This is a genomic window from Skermanella pratensis, from assembly GCF_008843145.1.
Lineage (GTDB): Bacteria > Pseudomonadota > Alphaproteobacteria > Azospirillales > Azospirillaceae > Skermanella > Skermanella pratensis.
The window spans coordinates 3233134-3250544 of record NZ_CP030265.1 but is presented as its reverse complement, the minus strand read 5'-3'; the positions used below and the strand labels follow the sequence as shown (position 1 = coordinate 3250544).

The window sequence follows — 17411 nt, the reverse complement described above, 5'->3', positions numbered from 1 at the left end:
GAAGCGATACCTGAGGAGTAGACGATGGCGACCGACAAGGACACCACAACCACTCGCACCACTAAGGACGCTGCTGAGGAAACGGTGAAGACCACCCGTGCCGTCGCCGCGGAAGCCGCGGAGACCGGCAAGAAGGTCTCCCGTGAAGCTGCCGACACCGCGGAAAAGGGAGCGGAAGTCGCTCGGAAGACTGCCGAGCAGGGTGCCGAGACGGCAAAGCGCGGCATGGAAGCCGGCAGCGATGTCGCCGAAAAGGCCACGCAGACGGTTGCCCGTGTCGCCGAGGACACCGCCGGTGCCGCGCGCCAGATGACCGAGCAGTCGAGCCAGCAGTTCGGCCGCGTCTTCAGCATGCAGGCCAAGGCTTCGGAAGAAGTCACCAAGCGGACCCAGCAGAATCTGGAAGTCATGATGCAGGCCAGTTCGGTCCTGGCCGACGGCTTCCAGTCGGTGATGCGCGAGTGGGTGAACTACACCCAGAGTGCGATGCAGCGCAACATCGACGGCGTGAACACCATCATGCGCGCCCGCACCGTGCAGGATCTGCTCGCAGCCCAGAGCGACCTCGTCAACGCCGAGGTCGAGCTTCTGCTGAACAGCAGCGTCAAGATCTCCGAGGTCACCGCCCGGGTCGCCAACGACGCCGCCCAGCGGATCAACGGGCAGGTCAAGCAGCAGGCCCGCAAGACCGCCTGATCCCGGCCGACGATCGAGCATCGAGAGCGCCGCGGTCCCGCCAGGGGCCGCGGCGTTTTCGCTATCCGGAGACCGGACCTACTCGGGCACCAGCCACTCGACCCGGGAGCCGCCGGCTTCCGCCCCCAGGACCTTGTGAAGGGCAGGGAGCACCGCTTCCAGCGCCGTGTCCAGCTGCCAAGGGGGATTGACGACGATCATGCCGCATCCGTTCAGGCGCTTGTGGGTATCCTCCTCGTGGACGGTCAGTTCCGCGACCAGGATCTTCCGGATGCCGGTCCGCTCGAGCGCCTCCTGGAAGCGCCAGACCGCCGGCCGCTCCTTGATCGGATACCATAATGCATAGATCCCGGTCGGCCACCGCCCATGGCCGAGCGCCAGCGCCGCGACCATCTTCTCGAATTCGTCCGGCGTTTCGAAAGGCGGGTCGATCAGGACCATGCCGCGCCTCTCCTTCAGCGGCAGGTGCGCCTTCAGGGCATGGTAGCCGTCCATGTGCTGGACGGAGGTGTTGCGGTCGCGCGCGAACTCCTGCCGAAGGGTTTCGACGTCTTCGGAATGCAGTTCGGCCAGCAGCAGGCGGTCGGAGGGCCGCATCAGCATCCGCGCCAGCCGGGGCGAGCCGGGATACCAACGTAGCGGTGCGCCGGCCTCGTTGAGGTCTCGGACGGCTTCCAGATAAGGTGCCAGTTCCTCGGGAAGCGAGTCCCCGGCCGCCATGATCCGGGAGATCCCGCCGAGGTGCTCCCCGGTCCGGACCGCCTGGGGCGAGGCGAGATCGTAGCGGCCGATGCCGGCATGGGTGTCCAGGACGGCATAAGGCGTCTGCTTGAGTCCGAGCCGGCTCAGGATCATGGCGACGACGGCATGCTTCATGACGTCGGTGAAGCTGCCGGCGTGATAGATGTGGCGGTAGTTCATGGCGGGATCATGTAGCGCTTGAACCCGCGCCAAACCAGCCCCGCCGCAGGTTCCACCGTCAGGTTCGGCGCTTGCCGGTCAGCCCTCGGCGGCGACCTGGGCGCGCCGGAAGGCCCTGCGCGTCTCCGGAGCGATCGCGGGATCGCCCTGCCGGGCGCACCTGGCGCCCTCCAGCAGCGCTGCGCTGTCCAGATCCAGGCTTTCCAGGTGCTGGTGGATCTTGCAGGTATAGTCCCGCTGCTGGGAGCGGCTGCCGCCGTTGTAGCGCGCGACCGCGACGTTCCAGCTGCCGGAGTCGGCGCGGAGTCGCTTCAGGTAGCGGGCGGCGTACCAGACATTGGCGGAAGGGTCGAGGATGCGTTCGACCGGGCGGAAGTTGGCCCGGTGATGCTGCACGGAGAGCTGCATGCAGCCGACCGTCGCATTGGGCCGGACGCGTCCCTGGCTGTCCAGCAGGTGGTTCCTGGCTTCGGCGGCCGTGTCCGAATAGATCGCCTTGCCGTTGACGTTCATGGCGTAGGGCTGGGGGATGCCGTCCTGCCCGCTCTCCACCAGCGCGATGGACAACAGAAGGCCGCGGGGGATCCCGAGTTCCTGCTCGGCCTCGAGGACATGCTCCGTGCAACTTGCCGCCTGCGCAGTTCCGACGGGGATGAAGCCAAGTCCGATCGCCGTGAAGGCGAGAAGACCCATGCACCGGATGCTCGATCGCCGGCCAAGTGCCTGCATTGCTCTGATCCCCCTTGTCGCACCAGCTTGCGCGCTGGCACCGTGCGCACGCACGGATTTGACCACCGGCCGCCGATACCGTTACGGCGACCGCCTCCTCGCTTGAGTTCCAGATGCCACACCCGGCATCCGTAAGGATGTTTCCCAGATATTCTTCCTACCGTCAACTCCTATGTAACTCCAACCCGCCAAACGGGAGAAACCGATCAGCTACTACCGAAGACGGTGTCCGTCGAAATAGAGGTATAGAAAAAGCTGGATTGACCCTTCGGTCGGCGTCTGCCATATCCCTTTGGCTATAGGATGCCAGCCTTTCACAGGTCCCTCAATCTTGACTGATCAGCTTCTCCGGCCGGCGGATGACGAAACGGCCGACCTCGCCGATCCCGCAAGCCCCTTGAATCCCGCCGAATTTGCTCTCGTATCGGGTTATGCCCTGCGCGACGCCGGTGACAACGCCGCCGCCGAAGCGGCATTCCGGCAAGCCGTCGCGGCCGACCCTGCGTGCGGAGAAGCATCGGGAGCCTTGGCGCAACTTTTGGCTGAAGGCGAGCGCTGGCGCGAGGCCGCCGACGGATTCCGCGTCGCCTTGTCGCATGAGCCCTGGCGGATGGATTGGCGTACCGGTCTGTCCGACATGCTGGCCCGGTGCGGCCAAACGGGGGAAGCCATCGGCCTGTGGCATGAGCTGCTGGAGCGCAGGCCCGACAGCGCCTCCGGGCACCGTGCCCTGGCCCGTCTCCGGATCGGCGCCGGCCAGCCGCTCGAAGCGATCGAGCACTTCCGCGAAGCGCTCTTCCTGGATGCCGGAGACAACGAGACGGCGGTCGAGCTGGCGGATGCCCTGGTGGCATCCGGCGACCCGCTCGCCGCGGTGGAGACCCTTCAGCCTGTCCTGCGCCGGCGGCCCGACCACGCGGCCGGGCAGTTCGTGCTGGGCCGCGCCTGGCTGGACCTGGGCGAGCGTGTCAAGGCGCTGGCGGCGCTCCGCGCCTGCCTCGCCGCCGCTCCCGCCGATCCCCATGGCGCCGAGGCCATGATCGGCCGGATCGAGGGCGATACGACCGAAACCATGTCGCAGGCCTATGTCCGCGCCTTGTTCGACCGCTATGCCGAGCGGTTCGACGAGGATCTGACCATCCGCCTGAAGTACCGGGCGCCCCAGACCCTGCGTGCGGCGGTCGACCAGGTGCTCGGCGCGGGTGCCGCCGGTCTCCGCGTGCTGGACGTCGGATGCGGCACGGGGCTGGCTGGCATCGCCTTCCGGCCGCTGGCCGCGCGGCTGCACGGGTCCGACCTGGCGCCCCGCATGGTGAAGAAGGCGGCAAGCCGCGGTGTCTACGACGACCTTGAGGTCGGCGAGATGACCGCGGTGATGGCGCGGAACCCGCGGGGCTGGGATCTGGTGGTCGCGGCCGACGTGCTCGTCTATGTGGGAGACTTGGCGGAGGTCATGGCCGCCGCCGCCCTGGCCCTCAAGCCCGGCGGACTGTTCTGCGCGACGACGGAGCGGTGCGACGGCGACGGCTTCGGGCTCGGTCCGTCGCGCCGCTTCGCCCACAGCCCGGCCTATGTCCGGCGCATGGCCGCCGAGGCCGGCCTCGATATCGTCGTCCTGGATGAGGCGGTGCCGCGCTGGGAGAAGGGCCAGCCGGTCCCGGGCCTTGTGATGGTTGCCCGGATGCCGGCCTAGACGACCCGCATCAGCGGCTCCTTCTCGCCCTCGACCTGCCAGTGGGCGTTCAGGCGCCCGGCCTCGTCGAAGTGGAGGGCCAGCCAGTTCCGCGCCCTGATATAGCGGCGGCCGGTCTCGGGAAAGGGCACCATCTCCAGCGTGGTCCCGTCGGCGATCGTCTCCGTCCCGCGGCTGAGCCGCTCCAGGACTTCCGCATACATCCTGGACGGCGCGGGATGGACGATCCCGGAGGAGGTCAGCTGCCACAGGTCGAAGCCGGGGCCGTGGATCACGCCGCAGGCGCCCAGGTGTATTTCACCGGAGACCACGGTGATCCGCAAGTTCCGGGCTCTCGCCACGTCCCCCAGCAGGCGAACCAGACGGATATACTCCTTCTCGTGGACATAGCTGCGCCATTGGTCGCGCAGGTCGTCTTCCATCGCGGCCTGCGCCGGCAGGTAGTTGATCAGCTTCTCGACGGAGTGCAGGTTCGCGAAGATCATGGGAACGCTCGACATCAGGATCAGGTGGCCGCACCCGTCGAACCGGTCGAGCCAGCCGGGCAGGGCATCCCACGTCGCCTCGGACATGACGCGCGCCTGCGTCCGTTCGGTGCGCAGGTCGGGTGCGAAGATTCCCATGTCACCGATGCGGAACCCCTGGGTGAAGGTGCCAAGCTCGCCACCCCACACGCAGTCCGGCGGATCGTCGGGCGCGCAGCCGATCTGGAAGAGGGCGAAGCTGCGCCGCGCCGCCTCGTAGACACCCCGGAACACGGGGCAGGTGCGCCGGTCGTCGGGATGGGAGCCCCAGCCGTCGAAGATGTCGTGGTCGTCCCACATCATGACCGATGGGATCGTAGACAGCAGGGCGGCGGCCTCGGCCTGGCTCCACTGGCGGCAGTAGAGGTCGAAGTAGAAGTTTTCGGCCTCCTCCGACATGGCGGCCGTGAACGGCGCCGACAACTGCTCGCGGGCCGGCAGGGAACTCCACTGCCGCAGGGAAGGGCAGTCGTCCCAGACGGCGTCGGCATATAGCTGGTCGCCGCCGTGCAGGAGCAGGTGGAAGGGCAGGGCGCGATGCCGGGCGTTCAGGTGTCCCCAGCGCGCATTGCGCGGCATGTCCCGCTGGCTGAATACAGATTCATCCTCGGTCCCGTTGCAGGCGGTATAGGCGATCCGCGGCTTGCCGGACAGCCCGGGAACCGTCATGTAGGAGCGGTCGCCGCCGCGGAAGCCATAGCCGGCACGCGTATCGTCCGCCCCCTCGGGACCGCGAATTCCCACCGCCAGACATGACGTTGCCCGAGCGACGCGACATGTCGGGGCGGGGCCGGAAGCATCACGCCGTCGACGACCATGTCCGGCGGCTCCGCGGCGCCCGTCAGGACGAAAAGGGCGGAGACTCGCCATCGCTCACCCTGCACGCCCCGGAAGTGCAGGACGGGTCCGATCAGTTCACGACGTTCTTTCTTCTTCGGCGGCAGCGGCATTCAAAGGCGCCCGATTTTCCTGGAAGTTCGACCGAGGAATATGAACGCCCCGCCCGGATGCGGGTTCCGCTTGCGCAACGAAGATTTGAGATGGATCTTCGCAACCGGCGGGTCAGGATCCTTCCGACCTGCGCCGGCGGAGAAGGTCGAGCATCCGCTCCGGAACCGGTTCATTGAGAACGCCGTCATAGATCCGGTGAAGTTCCTGAACATGTTGGCGATACTGCTGGAGCAGGGCGGCGGCTTCGATGTCGGTTTTGATTACCAACTCCACCTCCCGTTTCTCCTCGTCGCTCAGCGCGCCATCAAGATAGGCATTGATGTCGCTCATGGTCAGTCGCTTCATTGGTATGCATCCCGACGCTACTAGGGGCGGTTCACCCCGCAACGGGAAAAACCGAAGCAGGCGGTCTCCTGATGGACTATGAGCACTATTGAGGCCGTCAAGCACTTCTATGCCATTTACGACAAACAACCGGGTATCCGCAATGGCGTTCGCGGACCGCGACCTCCCGGTATGCATGAAAAAGCGGCTGAACCGGCTACAATCGTGGCGTCGGGTCCTAAACAAAATTCCCCTCTCCTTGTTCCGGCGGGAGATGCCCGGCGAAGTCCTGTTCCGGGCACTCCCCTCCAGCGTTCGGCAGGAGCCGCAGCGCGTGCGGGCAGCCTCCCCGTCAGGCCGCCATAAGGGTGTTCAGCCGTTCGCGCGCCCGGCACAGGCGGGACCGGATCGTACCGATGGAAACGTTCAGCTTCTCCGCCGCTTCCTGGTAGGGGCGGCCCTCGATCGCGACAAGCCGCACGACTTTCCGCTGGCACGGCGTCAGGCTGTCGAAGGCCCGGTCGACATCGCGGAACACCAGGCGGGAGAGCTGGGCCGGCTCGACGGACATGGCATGATCCCACAACTCGACCTTGGTGACGTGCTTGTCACGCTGCAGGTTGTTGAAGTGGAGGTTCTTCAGCATGGTCGTCAGCCATGCCTGCATGTTGGTACCGGGTTCGAAGCGATGGGACCGCGACAGGGCGCGCGCCAGGCAATCCTGGGTCAGGTCTTCGGCGCTCGAAGCGTCGCGGGTCAGCTTACAGGCATAGCGCTGCAGGTTGGGAATGCAGTTGACTAGTTCCATGTCGAACGAGTAAGCCATAGTACGCTCCAATGGTCTCTGTTCTGAGAGGGCGGCCCCGGGGTCTGGTGCTGCGCCCTCGAGCGGTCGGGAGTGGGTTTGGTCCTTGGCGGTCTGGACTGGCAGGTCCTGGAACGCCCGGTGCCTCACCGGGTCTTGGTCGGCGGAGGTGAACTTGTCCCGCGGTTCGGGAAAAGCTTCGCCATGGAGTGCCGGTGGCAGCCGGCCCTCCCCGGATCCGACGCCTATATCGGCGCCTTGGCGGATCCGGTCCTAGAACTTCATTTCATGAGCGGTCCATGCTGGTCACGATCGGCTTGTCGATTCCTCGTCGCTGCGGAGCGTGCCCGGTGGCCCCAATTCCTGGCGCCGGCCCGGTTGCTCCGGTGTTGGTGCGATTTCAACGTGGACCGTTTGCGAATGTTCCAACCGAGCCGAGCAAAGAAATTATAAGGGGAAGCGCAAATAAGCGGTATATCGACTAGCTGCGTCCCGCTTCACCGTTTGTCCGACCATCCAAACGTCTTATGAACTCACGAACAATAATTTTATACAATTCATCTTTTAATCTGAGATCCTCGACTCCCGTATCAATGTTGGGATTGTCATTGATCTCGATGACGAAGATGCCGCGGTCGTTCTGCTTCAGATCAACTCCGTAGAGGCCGTTGCCGATCAGGCCCGCAGCTTTCACCGCGATCTCGACGACGGCCTTCGGCGCCTCGTCCACCAGCATGGTCTTGAAAGAGCCCTGCTCGAACCGGCCGTCGCTATTATGCTTGACGATCTGCCAATGCTTCTTCGCCATCAAGTATTGGCAGACGAAGATCGGTTGCCGGTTCAGCACTCCGACCCGCCAGTCGAACTCCGTATACATGAACTCCTGGGCGAGGATGACGTCGGACTCTTCGAACAGGGTGGCGGCGGTCGCCTCCAGTTCTCCCCGGTTCTGCACCTTGTAGACCCCGCGCGAGAACGATCCGTCCGGGATCTTCAGCACGATGGGGTAGGGGATGTCCTGCTCGATGGTCGCGACCTTCGCCTTGTCGACGATGATCGTCTTCGGCGCCGGCACCTTGTTCGCCCGGAGCAGCTCGGCGAGGTAGACCTTGTTGGTGCATCGCAAGATCGAGTTGGGGTCGTCGATCACCGCCATGCCTTCCTTCTCCGCCTTCTTGGCGAAGCGGTAGGTGTGGTCGTCCAGCGACGTTGTCTCGCGGATGAACAGCGCGTCGTATTCCGCGAGGCGCAGATAGTCCTTCTTCTCGATCGGCTCGATGGCGATGCCCAGCGCCTCCCCGGCCTTGATGAATTTCTGCAGCGTCTTGGCGCTGCTGGGCGGCAGCTCGTCCTTGGGATTGTGCAGCATGGCCATGGTGTAGCGGGGCGGCGCCTTCTCCGTCGGCTCGCGCCAGGTCGCCTTGGTATAGGCGTCGAGCGAGGCGCGGAAATGGTCCTCCTGGTCGGGCCGCAGGTCGTCCAGCGACAGGGGCTGGAGCGAATGGATGTGCCAGTCGTCCTTCAGGCGGATCTGGATCTTCAGCATGGGGCACCGGAACACGTCGAAGGCGCGCCGGGTCAGATCCTGGAACCGGCGGTCGTCGGCGGTGCCGAAGAAGCTGTAGAGCGTGAACGACGCCTCGGGCGGCTGCGCCATGCGCTTCAGGCGCCGGCGCAGGAGTTCCTCCAACTCCGGCAGTGCGTAGCGGTAGATGCTCTTCTGGCTGAGGTCGAGGATCGTCTTGACCGTCGGGATGACCTTCTGGGTGCGGGCCTCCGCCAGCAGCGAGCAATAGTAGCCGGCGCCCAGATAGCTGTAGGCACGGCTGAGGTTGACGATCTTCGGGGTGCGCGTCCGGACCGCCTCGGGTCTGGCGATGTAGTCCTTGGTGGTGATGATCTCTAGGTCGGTACGACCGAACTTGAAGGTGGAGGACCTGTCGACGATGATCAGATGGGACGACATTCAGTGTTGATCCTGCCGGGTTTGACCCCGGCCGGGTCCTTGCCGGCGGGGTCGTAGGACGACCATGGCCTTGAGCTGGGCCTTGCCGTAGCGGGCCATGCGCTCGAAGTCCTTCTTGAGGATGGGCATGTTCACGCGATCCGTGTCGCTAGTGTGCTTGGCTGTTTCGACCAGGGGATCGTGGACATAGAAGAACCGTTCGTCGCATCCGGCGACAACGACCCAATGCGGAAACTTCTCGTGGTAGATCCGGTAGGAACTGATCAGCACCACGGGGATTGCCCCCGACGCCACGAGATCGGTCAGCTCGGCGGCGCCGAAGCTCCGGTAGCCGACCACGATGTCGGTTTCCGCGATGTCCTTCTGCATGTCCTCCTGGACGAGCCGGAGCACCTCCTTCTTTTCCTCGCTGCGCACGCTGTCCAGGAACAGCGCGCGGTCGTCGTTGAGGACCAGTTCCACGCCGAAACCGCGCCGCCAAGCCGACAGGGCCAACCCATAGGGGCCGCAGCCGCCGTGTCCGGACGTCATGAAGATGGTGGTGGATTCCCGCCAGATCCGAAGCTCCAGCGACCTGTTCAGGTCGAGCGAGGGGTCGAGGGCCTTCATCGCCATCATCAGGGCCGACGGGCCACAGGTGAAATCCAAAGTTTGTTCATAATAGGGCACCCGGATGCCGCGCGGCCCGGTGGCGTTGGTCAACCTCTTTTCCAGGCGCAGCGCTTCCATGTGGTCGGCGTAATAATCGCGGTAGATGCCGAATTCCCGGTAACCGGCGCGGCGGTAGAGGCCTATGGCCGCCTCGTTGTCGCGCCGCACCTCCAGCCGGAGATAGACGCATTCGTGCTCCTTCGCCTCGCGCTCGGCTTCCGCCAGCAGCCTTTGGGCAACCCCCTGCCGACGGAAATCCGGATCGACCGCGAACGAGTAGAGCCGCGCGAGCGAGGTTCCCGCGTTGAACAGCAGGAGCACGTAGCCCGCGATGCGGCGCGGCGGCGGCGATACCTCGCCGGCCGTGCCGGCCGCGGGTGCGGCCGCATGGGTTTCGACCAGGCAGACAGCGTTACCGCGCTTGAGGAGGTAATTGAAGTTGCGTCGGGTGAGGCGGTCCGACTCGAAGGAGCGGCATTCGACCTCCAAAAGCGCCGGGATATCCGAAACGGTAGCGCGTCTGATCGTATTTGCCGCCGCACTTTGGTGAATTACCTTGGTATGCGTGGTATGGTCCAGCATCTTGCCCTACGGGATACGCGCCGGCATGGCCGGTGACAACTCATCCTACTCTCTTCACATTACCAGGGAAGATGCTGCGAAACGAACCGGGCGCCGAGATCCGGATAGCAACGCTTAGGAAGTCTTAACTAAAAAAGCGGTACACGGTTAATCATTCGCGTGGCACGAGGGGACGCGCGATCCGATTCACGAAGTTTGCAGCAGAAAGTCGCGTATCCATGGACGCACGCTACAATCCGCGGAGCCTGGAACACCGGGGCCTGGACACCGAAGCCTTCAAGAGGTCCTTCCTCGAAGGTCTGGTTTACACGGTTGGTAAAGACAGCCGCTCGGCGACCCGCCGCGACTGGTTCACCACATCAGCCTTCGCCGTGAGGGATCGCCTGGTCGACCGCTGGATGGAAACCACCCGGAGCTATTACCAGGCCGATGCCAAGCGGGTATATTACCTTTCGCTGGAATTCCTGATCGGCCGACTGATGACCAACAGCCTGGCCAACCTGGGCGTGATGCAGGCGGTCGGCGAGGCGCTGGACGGCCTGGGCATGCGGCTGGACGACATCGCCGACGTCGAACCGGACGCGGCCCTGGGCAACGGCGGCCTCGGACGCCTCGCCGCCTGCTTCCTCGACAGCATGGCGACCCTCGGGCTCCCCGGTTACGGTTACGGCATCCGGTACGAGTTCGGCCTGTTCGAGCAGCGGTTCGAGCATGGCTGGCAGGTCGAGCATCCGGAACACTGGCTGCAGTTCGGCAATCCGTGGGAATTCCCGCGTCCGGAAGTGCTCTATCCCGTGCAGTTCTACGGCCGGGTCGAGGAGACCCGGGACAGCATGGGCGAGCGCGCCTACAAGTGGGTCGACACCGAGCGCGTCCTGGCGATGGCGTTCGACACCCCGGTGGTCGGCTACGGCGGCAGGACCATCAATACGCTCCGGCTGTGGTCGGCCCGCGCGACCAGCGACTTCCACTTCGGCCACTTCAACGACGGCGACTACATGAAGGCCGTCGAGCAGAAGATCCTGTCCGAGAACCTGAGCCGCGTGCTGTACCCGAACGACGCGACCGATGCCGGCCGCGAGCTTCGCTTCAAGCAGGAATATTTCTTCACGTCGGCCTCGCTCCAGGACATCCTGCGCCGCTACACCCAGCACCACAGCGGCTTCGACGAGCTGCCCGAAAAGGCGGCGATCCAGATCAACGACACGCATCCGGCCATCGGCATCGCCGAGCTGATGCGCCTGCTGGTCGACAAGCACGCGCTCAACTGGGACCATGCCTGGGACATCACCCAGCGCACCTTCTCCTACACGAACCACACCCTGCTGCCGGAGGCCCTGGAAGCCTGGCCGGTTCGGCTGATCGAACGGGTGCTGCCGCGGCACATGCAGATCATCTACGAGATCAACGGCCGCTTCCTGCAGAAGGTGCAGGCGCGCAAGTCCGTGGACAGCGGAACGCTGGCCCGGGTGTCGCTGATCGACGAGAACGGCGACCGCCGCGTGCGCATGGGCAACCTGGCCTTCATCGGCAGCCACAAGGTCAACGGCGTCGCGGGCCTGCACACGGAACTGATGAAGCAGACGGTGTTCGCCGACCTGCACCGGGAGTTTCCCGACCGGATCAACAACAAGACCAACGGCATCACGCCGCGCCGCTGGCTGCACCAGTCCAACAAGCCCTTGTCCAACCTGATCACCAGCCGGATCGGCAGCGGCTGGATCCGGAACCTGGAAGAGCTGGAGGCCCTGAAGCCGCGGGCCGAGGACGAGGTGTTCCGCGAGGAGTTCCGCCGGGCGAAGCGCCAGAACAAGAAGCGCCTGGCGGCGCTGATCGCGCGGGAGCTGAACGTCGAGGTGTCGATCGACAGCATGTTCGACGTGCAGGTCAAGCGCATCCACGAGTACAAGCGCCAGCTCCTGAACGTGCTGCAGACGATCGCGCTGTACAACGACATGCGCGACAGCCAGACGGTCAACTGGGTGCCGGTGACCAAGATCTTCGCCGGCAAGGCGGCTCCGTCATATCATATGGCGAAGCTGGTGCTGAAGCTGATCAACGACGTCGCCAAGGTGGTCAACCAGGACCCCGCCGTCCGGGGCCTGCTGAAGATCGCGCTGCTGCCGAACTACAACGTCACCCTGGCCGAGGTGATCATGCCGGCGGCCGACCTGTCCGAGCAGATCTCCACCGCGGGAATGGAGGCGTCGGGTACCGGCAACATGAAGCTGGCTCTGAACGGCGCCCTGACCATCGGTACGCTGGACGGCGCCAACGTCGAGATCCGCGAGGCGGTCGGACCGGAGAACATATTCATCTTCGGCCTGAACGCCGAGGAGGCCGGCTCGCTGCGCCACGGCAACTACAATCCGCGCGAGGTGATCGCGGCCAATCCGCCCCTCAAGCGGGCCCTGGACATGATCGCGAGCGGGGTCTTCTCGCCCGATGATCCGCACCGGTACCGTCCGCTGATCCAGTCCCTGACCGACGGCGGCGACCCGTTCCTGGTGACGGCCGACTTCCAGGCCTATCGGGAAGCCCACGAGGCGGTCGCCGACCTGTACCGCAACCCGGACCAGTGGACCCGCAAGGCGGTCATCAACACCGCGTCCATGGGCTGGTTCTCCAGCGACCGGACCATCGGCGAGTACGCCCGGGACATCTGGAACGCCGTTCCCGTCCTGCCGGAGGAGTAAGGGCCGGCCCAAGCCGGCAGGAGGAGGGGCGGCAGGCCGCCCCTCCTCCTGCCAGCTTGCCGCAGGCGCACATATCATCGAAATCGCCTCTGGTAATTTCCAGGAAAGGTGCTATCTACACCCCTGTTGAGTGGCTTGGGCCCCCGACGGTCGGCATGGTGCCGTATCCGCATTTCGGCCCCTCGTGCCTTGCGGATATTGTATTGCTGGACCTTCGGACGCGACTATCGCCCGATCGCCCCGCTCGCTCATTCTCCGAAAGCAGCCGCTCGTTACGCGCGACGCCCCTGGCCTGAAAGGCCGACGGGAGCGCCGCCTTGTCTTGTCCCACGGTGATGGCCGCAAGCCTTCGCCGAAAGGACTCACGTACCGAGGATTACGTTTTTGACTATGACTTTCGCTGAACTCGACCTTCACCCGACCATTCTGCAAGCCGTCGAAGCTTCCGGCTACAACGAGCCGACCCCGATCCAGGAAAAGGCTATTCCGTTGGCGCTGGCCGGTCGGGATCTGGTCGCTTCGGCCAACACCGGAACCGGCAAGACCGCCGCGTTCGTCCTTCCGGCCCTTCAGAAGCTGAAGACGCCGCGCCCGGCCGGCAGCTTCGGACCCCGTGTCCTCGTGCTGTCGCCGACTCGCGAACTGGCGACCCAGATCCTGGACGCCGTCCGCAAGTACTCCAAGTTCGACCGTGTCCAGACCGGCGTGATCCTGGGCGGCATGCCGTACCGTGAGCAGCTCCGCATGCTGGAGCGGCGCGTCGACCTGATCGTGGCCACTCCGGGCCGTCTGATCGACCACCTGGAGCGGGGCCGCGTCAACCTGTCGGGGCTGGAACTTCTGGTGCTGGACGAGGCCGACCGCATGCTCGACATGGGCTTCATCGAGCCGGTCGAACAGATCGCCGCCGCCTGCCCGGCGGCCCGCCAGACCCTGATGTTCACCGCGACTTGCGACGGTCCGATGGAGCGGCTCGCCGCCCGTCTGCTGAAGAACCCGGAGCGGATCGACATCGCGGGCCGCAACGTCAGCCACGACACCATCGACCAGCGCCTGCTGCGGGCCGATGACCTGGGGCACAAGCATCGCCTGCTCGACCACCTCGTGTCCACGGACGCCGAGGGCAAGATGATCGTCTTCGCCGCGACCAAGCGCGATGCCGACCGCCTGGCCGAGGAGCTGTGCGCCAAGGGTCATTCCGCCGGCGCCCTCCATGGCGACATGAAGCAGCACCAGCGCAACCGCACGATCGAAGACCTGCGCCGGGGCCGCATCCGCCTGCTGATCGCCACCGACGTGGCGGCCCGCGGCATCGACATCTCCGACATCGCGCAGGTTATCAATTTCGACCTGCCGAAGATCGCGGAGGATTACGTCCACCGCATCGGCCGCACCGGCCGGGCCGGTGCATCCGGCACCGCCTACTCGTTCTTCACCCGGAACGACTGGAAGCAGGTCAAGGCGATCGAGCATTTCATCGGCAAGCCGCTGACCAACCATGTGATCCCGGGCCTGGAGCCGAGCGAGCGTCCGCGCAGCGCCAATCCGGGCGGCTTCAACAAGCGGCCGTACCGCAGCGGAGGCCAGGGTGCTCCCCAGGGGCGCGGCGGTTTCGGCGGCCAGCGTCGCCCGGAAGGCGAGCGGAGCGACCGGGGTCATGGCCACGGTGACCGTCCCCATGCCGAGCATCGTCATGCCGGCGGCGACCGTCCCCATGGCGAGCGCGGCGGCTACAATCCGGTCCGCCGTGACCGCGACCATTCCGCGGGCGGCGGCCGTCGCGGCTACTCGTCGGCCAGCTAAGGCCGACGGGATCTCCGGGGTACGAAACGCCAAGGGAGGCAGCTCATGAATGAACTGCAGGATGCCGTCTCCCGGCGCCGGACGTTCGCGATCATCGCGCACCCCGACGCCGGCAAGACTACCCTGACCGAGAAGCTTCTGCTGTTCGGTGGTGCGATCCAGCTTGCCGGCGCCGTCAAGGCGCGCGGCGAGCAGCGTCGTGCCCGGTCCGACTGGATGAAGGTCGAACGCGAGCGCGGTATCTCCGTGACCGCATCGGTCATGAACTTCGATTATGACGACCGGACCTTCAACCTGGTGGACACGCCGGGCCACGAAGACTTCTCCGAAGATACCTACCGCACGCTGACGGCCGTCGACAGCGCCGTCATGGTGATCGATGCCGCCAAGGGCATCGAGAGCCAGACTCGCAAGCTGTTCGAGGTCTGCCGGCTGCGCGACGTGCCGATCATCACGTTCGTCAACAAGATGGACCGCGAGGCCCGTGACCCGTTCGAGCTGATCAGCGAGATCGAGGAGACGCTGGCGATCGACGTCACGCCGGCCAGTTGGCCGATCGGGTCCGGCCGGGGCTTCCTCGGCTGCTACGACCTGCTGCGCGACCAGTTGATCCTGATGGACAAGCGCCAGGGCGACGTGGCCGGCGGGGGCATCAAGTGTGAAGGCCTGGACGACCCGAAGCTCGACGAGCTTCTGCCGGCCCATGCCGTCGCGACGCTCCGCGAGGAGGTCGAGATGGCGCGCGGTCTCTGTCCGGAGTTCGATCTCGAGTCCTACCGCGCCGGCCATCTGACGCCGGTGTTCTTCGGCAGCGCCATCAATAATTTCGGTGTCCAGGAGCTGCTGAAGGGGTTGGGCGAACTGGCGCCGCCGCCGCGGCCGCAGCCAGCCGACGGTCGCCAAGTCGAACCGATAGAGCCGAAAGTGACGGGGTTCGTGTTCAAGGTCCAGGCCAACATGGACCCCAACCACCGTGACCGCATCGCCTTCTTCAGGCTGTGCTCGGGCCATTTCCGGCGCGGCGTCAAGTTGAAGCACATGCGCTCCGGCAAGCAGCTCGCCGTGAACAACGCGGTGCTGTTCCTGGCGCGCGACCGGGAACTGGCCGAGGACGCTTGGCCGGGCGATATCATCGGCATCCCGAACCACGGCTCGCTCCGGATCGGCGACACGCTGACCGAAGGCGAGGATCTGCGGTTCACGGGCGTTCCGAGCTTTGCTCCTGAACTGCTGCAGCGGGTCCGCCTGGACGACCCGATGCGGGTCAAGCACCTGCGGAAGGCGCTGGAGCATTTCGCGGAGGAGGGGGCGAGCCAAGTGTTCAAGCCTCTCCTCGGGTCGGATTGGCTGGTCGGCGTTGTCGGGCAGCTCCAGTTCGAGGTGCTCGCGGCGCGGATCGAGGCCGAGTACGGCATTTCCGCCCGGTTCGAATCGGCCTCGGTCGATGCCGCCAGGTGGATCGAGTGCGAGGACCCGGTCGAGATGAAGCGCTTCGTCGACTCCAACCGCGCCAACTTGGCGGAGGACCATGACGGCGCGCTGGTCTTCCTGTCGCGTAATTCCTGGCACATGAACCGCACCCAGGAGGATTTCCCCAAGGTGCAGTTCCTGAAGACGCGCGAGCAGAACCGAATCGTGCAACAGGCCGCCGCGCAGTAGACGAGGGCCGAGCCGGGGCTGACTGGCCGATGTTTCCGACCGGGTTGGCTTGCTCCGGTCCATGCAGCCTGCCGTTCCACTCGCCGGGATGCATTGGGCCACGGGCCAACCTACGGTTTGATGCAGGGCAGAGTTGATGCGGGTCGTCGATCGTAGGTTGGCCGTGGCCCAACGCATCGACCCGGCTGCCCCAGGCGGATCGACCTGATCGGGCAGCGTTGTCAGGCCGTCTCCAGTTCCACGCTGGTGACCGGGGCGCCCTCCTCGCCGGTGCAGATGCAATCCTTGCCGGCCTGCTTGGCCACGTACATGCGGTGGTCGGCGATCTCCACCAGTTGGGTCGAGCTTTCCAGTGCTTCCGTGATGGCTTCGGCGATCCCGATGCTGGCGGTCTGGGGCTTGCCGTCGGGCCTCACGCCGAGCCCGTCGGCGCGCAGGCGCCGGATCGCCGTCAACGCGCCCGGCGTGTCCGTATCGGGCATGACGATCAGGAACTCCTCCCCGCCCCAGCGGATGACCAAGTCACCCTGGCGCAGCCCCTTCAGCAGGGACTGCGCCGCGTCGCGCAACACGCGGTCACCCTCCTCATGGCCGAAGCGGTCGTTCACCTTCTTGAAATCGTCCAGGTCGACGAACACCAGGGACAACGGGCGCTTGTTGCGTCGGGCGTTGCCGAACTGGAGGTTCAGCATTTCCTCCCCGATCCGCCGGGCATAGGCGCCGGTCAGCTTGTCGTGCGAGGACTGGTTGACCAGTGCCATGAGGAAATGGAGTTGGCTCATGGCCGCCAGCGTCGCGACGGAGGACAGCAGCAACAGAAGCCACATGGCCCCGAGATAGGAGTTGAACGGGAAGATCGCCGACCCGTAGACGCCGGCAGTCAGGTGGGCCAGCAGCAGCGGGGTGGCGAAGATGATCCCTTCCACCGCGGTGATGGGAAAGACGCTGAGGCCGGCGCACATCACGAACGGCAGGAAGGCGTAGCCGGCCGCTATGGCGGCCGCGGGGCTGTCCGGGTCGAACTGGTTGACCATCGGATGCGACGCGATGAAGAACAGCGTCGGTACCGATAGAAGCCATGCCAATGCCGTCCAAGCCTGCTTCATCCCCTCGCCGCCGCGGTAGGAAAGCGCCAGCGCGCCGAAGGCAACGCTGGCGCTGACCCTCAGCGCCGCCAGGTAACCCCATTCGGGCCAGGCGAACAGGTACATGTCGATGGCGATCCAGAGCGGCGTCAGGATGGAGAAGACGCCGGCGACGATCCGGGCCCGGGAAACGATAAGGGCGGCGCGCCGCCGCTGTATCACGGGCGAGTGGCCCCTGGGCTGTATCAGGTCATGGACCTGGGCCAGGGAAAGGTCACCATCGATATTCGCCAACGTTTTGTCAGCTACACGAATCAATATATTTG

General features: G+C 65.3%; 13 protein-coding genes and 1 pseudogene. 6 read left to right on the top strand and 8 right to left on the bottom strand.

What is annotated here, in order from left to right; translation table 11 throughout:
- The first annotated feature begins 24 nt into the window (after window positions 1-24).
- Window positions 25-696, top strand: a complete 672-nt coding sequence (locus DPR14_RS14760; RefSeq protein ID WP_158045821.1) for a phasin family protein — start codon at window positions 25-27, stop codon at window positions 694-696.
- Between the two features lie 78 nt (window positions 697-774).
- Here the strand turns inward: DPR14_RS14760 and DPR14_RS14755 are convergent, their stop codons facing one another.
- Together DPR14_RS14755 and DPR14_RS14750 are read right to left on the bottom strand one after the other, a co-directional pair.
- Complete coding sequence (locus tag DPR14_RS14755) at window positions 775-1617, bottom strand: 23S rRNA (adenine(2030)-N(6))-methyltransferase RlmJ (protein WP_158045820.1); 843 nt, start codon at window positions 1615-1617, stop codon at window positions 775-777.
- 78 nt (window positions 1618-1695) lie between these two features.
- Entirely contained in the window at window positions 1696-2310 is a 615-nt protein-coding gene (locus DPR14_RS14750) for a transglycosylase SLT domain-containing protein (RefSeq protein ID WP_192498956.1), read from the bottom strand.
- Window positions 2311-2638: 328 nt separating this feature from the next.
- Between DPR14_RS14750 and DPR14_RS29115 the strand changes: the two are divergent.
- Window positions 2639-2878, top strand: a pseudogene (locus DPR14_RS29115) (hypothetical protein); the annotation flags it as partial.
- A gap of 78 nt (window positions 2879-2956) precedes the next feature.
- Complete coding sequence (locus tag DPR14_RS14740; RefSeq protein ID WP_158045818.1) at window positions 2957-4039, top strand: tetratricopeptide repeat protein; 1083 nt, start codon at window positions 2957-2959, stop codon at window positions 4037-4039.
- Here DPR14_RS14740 and DPR14_RS14735 read toward each other — a convergent pair.
- The 5 genes from DPR14_RS14735 to DPR14_RS14715 form a co-directional block, all read right to left on the bottom strand.
- Entirely contained in the window at window positions 4036-5307 is a 1272-nt protein-coding gene (locus DPR14_RS14735; RefSeq protein ID WP_158045817.1) for an alkaline phosphatase D family protein, read from the bottom strand. The two genes, DPR14_RS14740 and DPR14_RS14735, sit on opposite strands and share 4 nt — an antisense overlap.
- 318 nt (window positions 5308-5625) lie before the next feature.
- The gene (locus DPR14_RS14730; protein ID WP_246148181.1) at window positions 5626-5844 is read right to left on the bottom strand and encodes an anti-sigma factor family protein; all 219 of its coding nucleotides are present in this window, start codon (window positions 5842-5844) and stop codon (window positions 5626-5628) included.
- A gap of 346 nt (window positions 5845-6190) precedes the next feature.
- Complete coding sequence (locus DPR14_RS14725; RefSeq protein WP_158045815.1) at window positions 6191-6664, bottom strand: sigma-70 family RNA polymerase sigma factor; 474 nt, start codon at window positions 6662-6664, stop codon at window positions 6191-6193.
- A gap of 460 nt (window positions 6665-7124) precedes the next feature.
- The gene (locus tag DPR14_RS14720) at window positions 7125-8609 is read right to left on the bottom strand and encodes a RimK family protein (RefSeq protein WP_158045814.1); all 1485 of its coding nucleotides are present in this window, start codon (window positions 8607-8609) and stop codon (window positions 7125-7127) included.
- Window positions 8610-9749, bottom strand: a complete 1140-nt coding sequence (locus tag DPR14_RS14715) for a GNAT family N-acetyltransferase/peptidase C39 family protein (protein WP_246148177.1) — start codon at window positions 9747-9749, stop codon at window positions 8610-8612.
- Window positions 9750-10060: 311 nt separating this feature from the next.
- Here DPR14_RS14715 and DPR14_RS14710 point away from each other — a divergent pair, with 311 nt between their 5' ends.
- From DPR14_RS14710 to DPR14_RS14700, 3 genes are all read left to right on the top strand, one after another.
- Entirely contained in the window at window positions 10061-12538 is a 2478-nt protein-coding gene (locus DPR14_RS14710; protein ID WP_158045812.1) for a glycogen/starch/alpha-glucan phosphorylase, read from the top strand.
- A 390-nt stretch (window positions 12539-12928) separates the two neighbouring features.
- Complete coding sequence (locus DPR14_RS14705) at window positions 12929-14341, top strand: DEAD/DEAH box helicase (RefSeq protein ID WP_158045811.1); 1413 nt, start codon at window positions 12929-12931, stop codon at window positions 14339-14341.
- A 45-nt stretch (window positions 14342-14386) separates the two neighbouring features.
- Window positions 14387-16000: a peptide chain release factor 3 gene (locus tag DPR14_RS14700; protein WP_158045810.1), complete on the top strand. Its 1614-nt coding sequence runs from the start codon at window positions 14387-14389 to the stop codon at window positions 15998-16000.
- Window positions 16001-16221: 221 nt separating this feature from the next.
- Here the strand turns inward: DPR14_RS14700 and DPR14_RS14695 are convergent, their stop codons facing one another.
- Window positions 16222-17379, bottom strand: coding sequence for a GGDEF domain-containing protein (locus DPR14_RS14695; protein WP_343038652.1), 1158 nt, complete (start codon window positions 17377-17379; stop codon window positions 16222-16224).
- Window positions 17380-17411: the final 32 nt, after the last annotated feature.

What these genes read in the sequence shown, in the direction of transcription:
- DPR14_RS14755 (WP_158045820.1), bottom strand. Translation starts at nt 1,617, where the DNA reads ATGAACTACCGCCACATCTATCACGCCGGCAGCTTCACCGACGTCATG.
- DPR14_RS14720 (WP_158045814.1), bottom strand. Translation starts at nt 8,609, where the DNA reads ATGTCGTCCCATCTGATCATCGTCGACAGGTCCTCCACCTTCAAGTTC.
- DPR14_RS14710 (WP_158045812.1), top strand. Translation starts at nt 10,061, where the DNA reads ATGGACGCACGCTACAATCCGCGGAGCCTGGAACACCGGGGCCTGGAC.
- DPR14_RS14725 (WP_158045815.1), bottom strand. Translation starts at nt 6,664, where the DNA reads ATGGCTTACTCGTTCGACATGGAACTAGTCAACTGCATTCCCAACCTG.
- DPR14_RS14760 (WP_158045821.1), top strand. Translation starts at nt 25, where the DNA reads ATGGCGACCGACAAGGACACCACAACCACTCGCACCACTAAGGACGCT.
- DPR14_RS14700 (WP_158045810.1), top strand. Translation starts at nt 14,387, where the DNA reads ATGAATGAACTGCAGGATGCCGTCTCCCGGCGCCGGACGTTCGCGATC.
- DPR14_RS14750 (WP_192498956.1), bottom strand. Translation starts at nt 2,310, where the DNA reads ATGGGTCTTCTCGCCTTCACGGCGATCGGACTTGGCTTCATCCCCGTC.
- DPR14_RS14730 (WP_246148181.1), bottom strand. Translation starts at nt 5,844, where the DNA reads ATGAGCGACATCAATGCCTATCTTGATGGCGCGCTGAGCGACGAGGAG.
- DPR14_RS14740 (WP_158045818.1), top strand. Translation starts at nt 2,957, where the DNA reads ATGGATTGGCGTACCGGTCTGTCCGACATGCTGGCCCGGTGCGGCCAA.
- DPR14_RS14705 (WP_158045811.1), top strand. Translation starts at nt 12,929, where the DNA reads ATGACTTTCGCTGAACTCGACCTTCACCCGACCATTCTGCAAGCCGTC.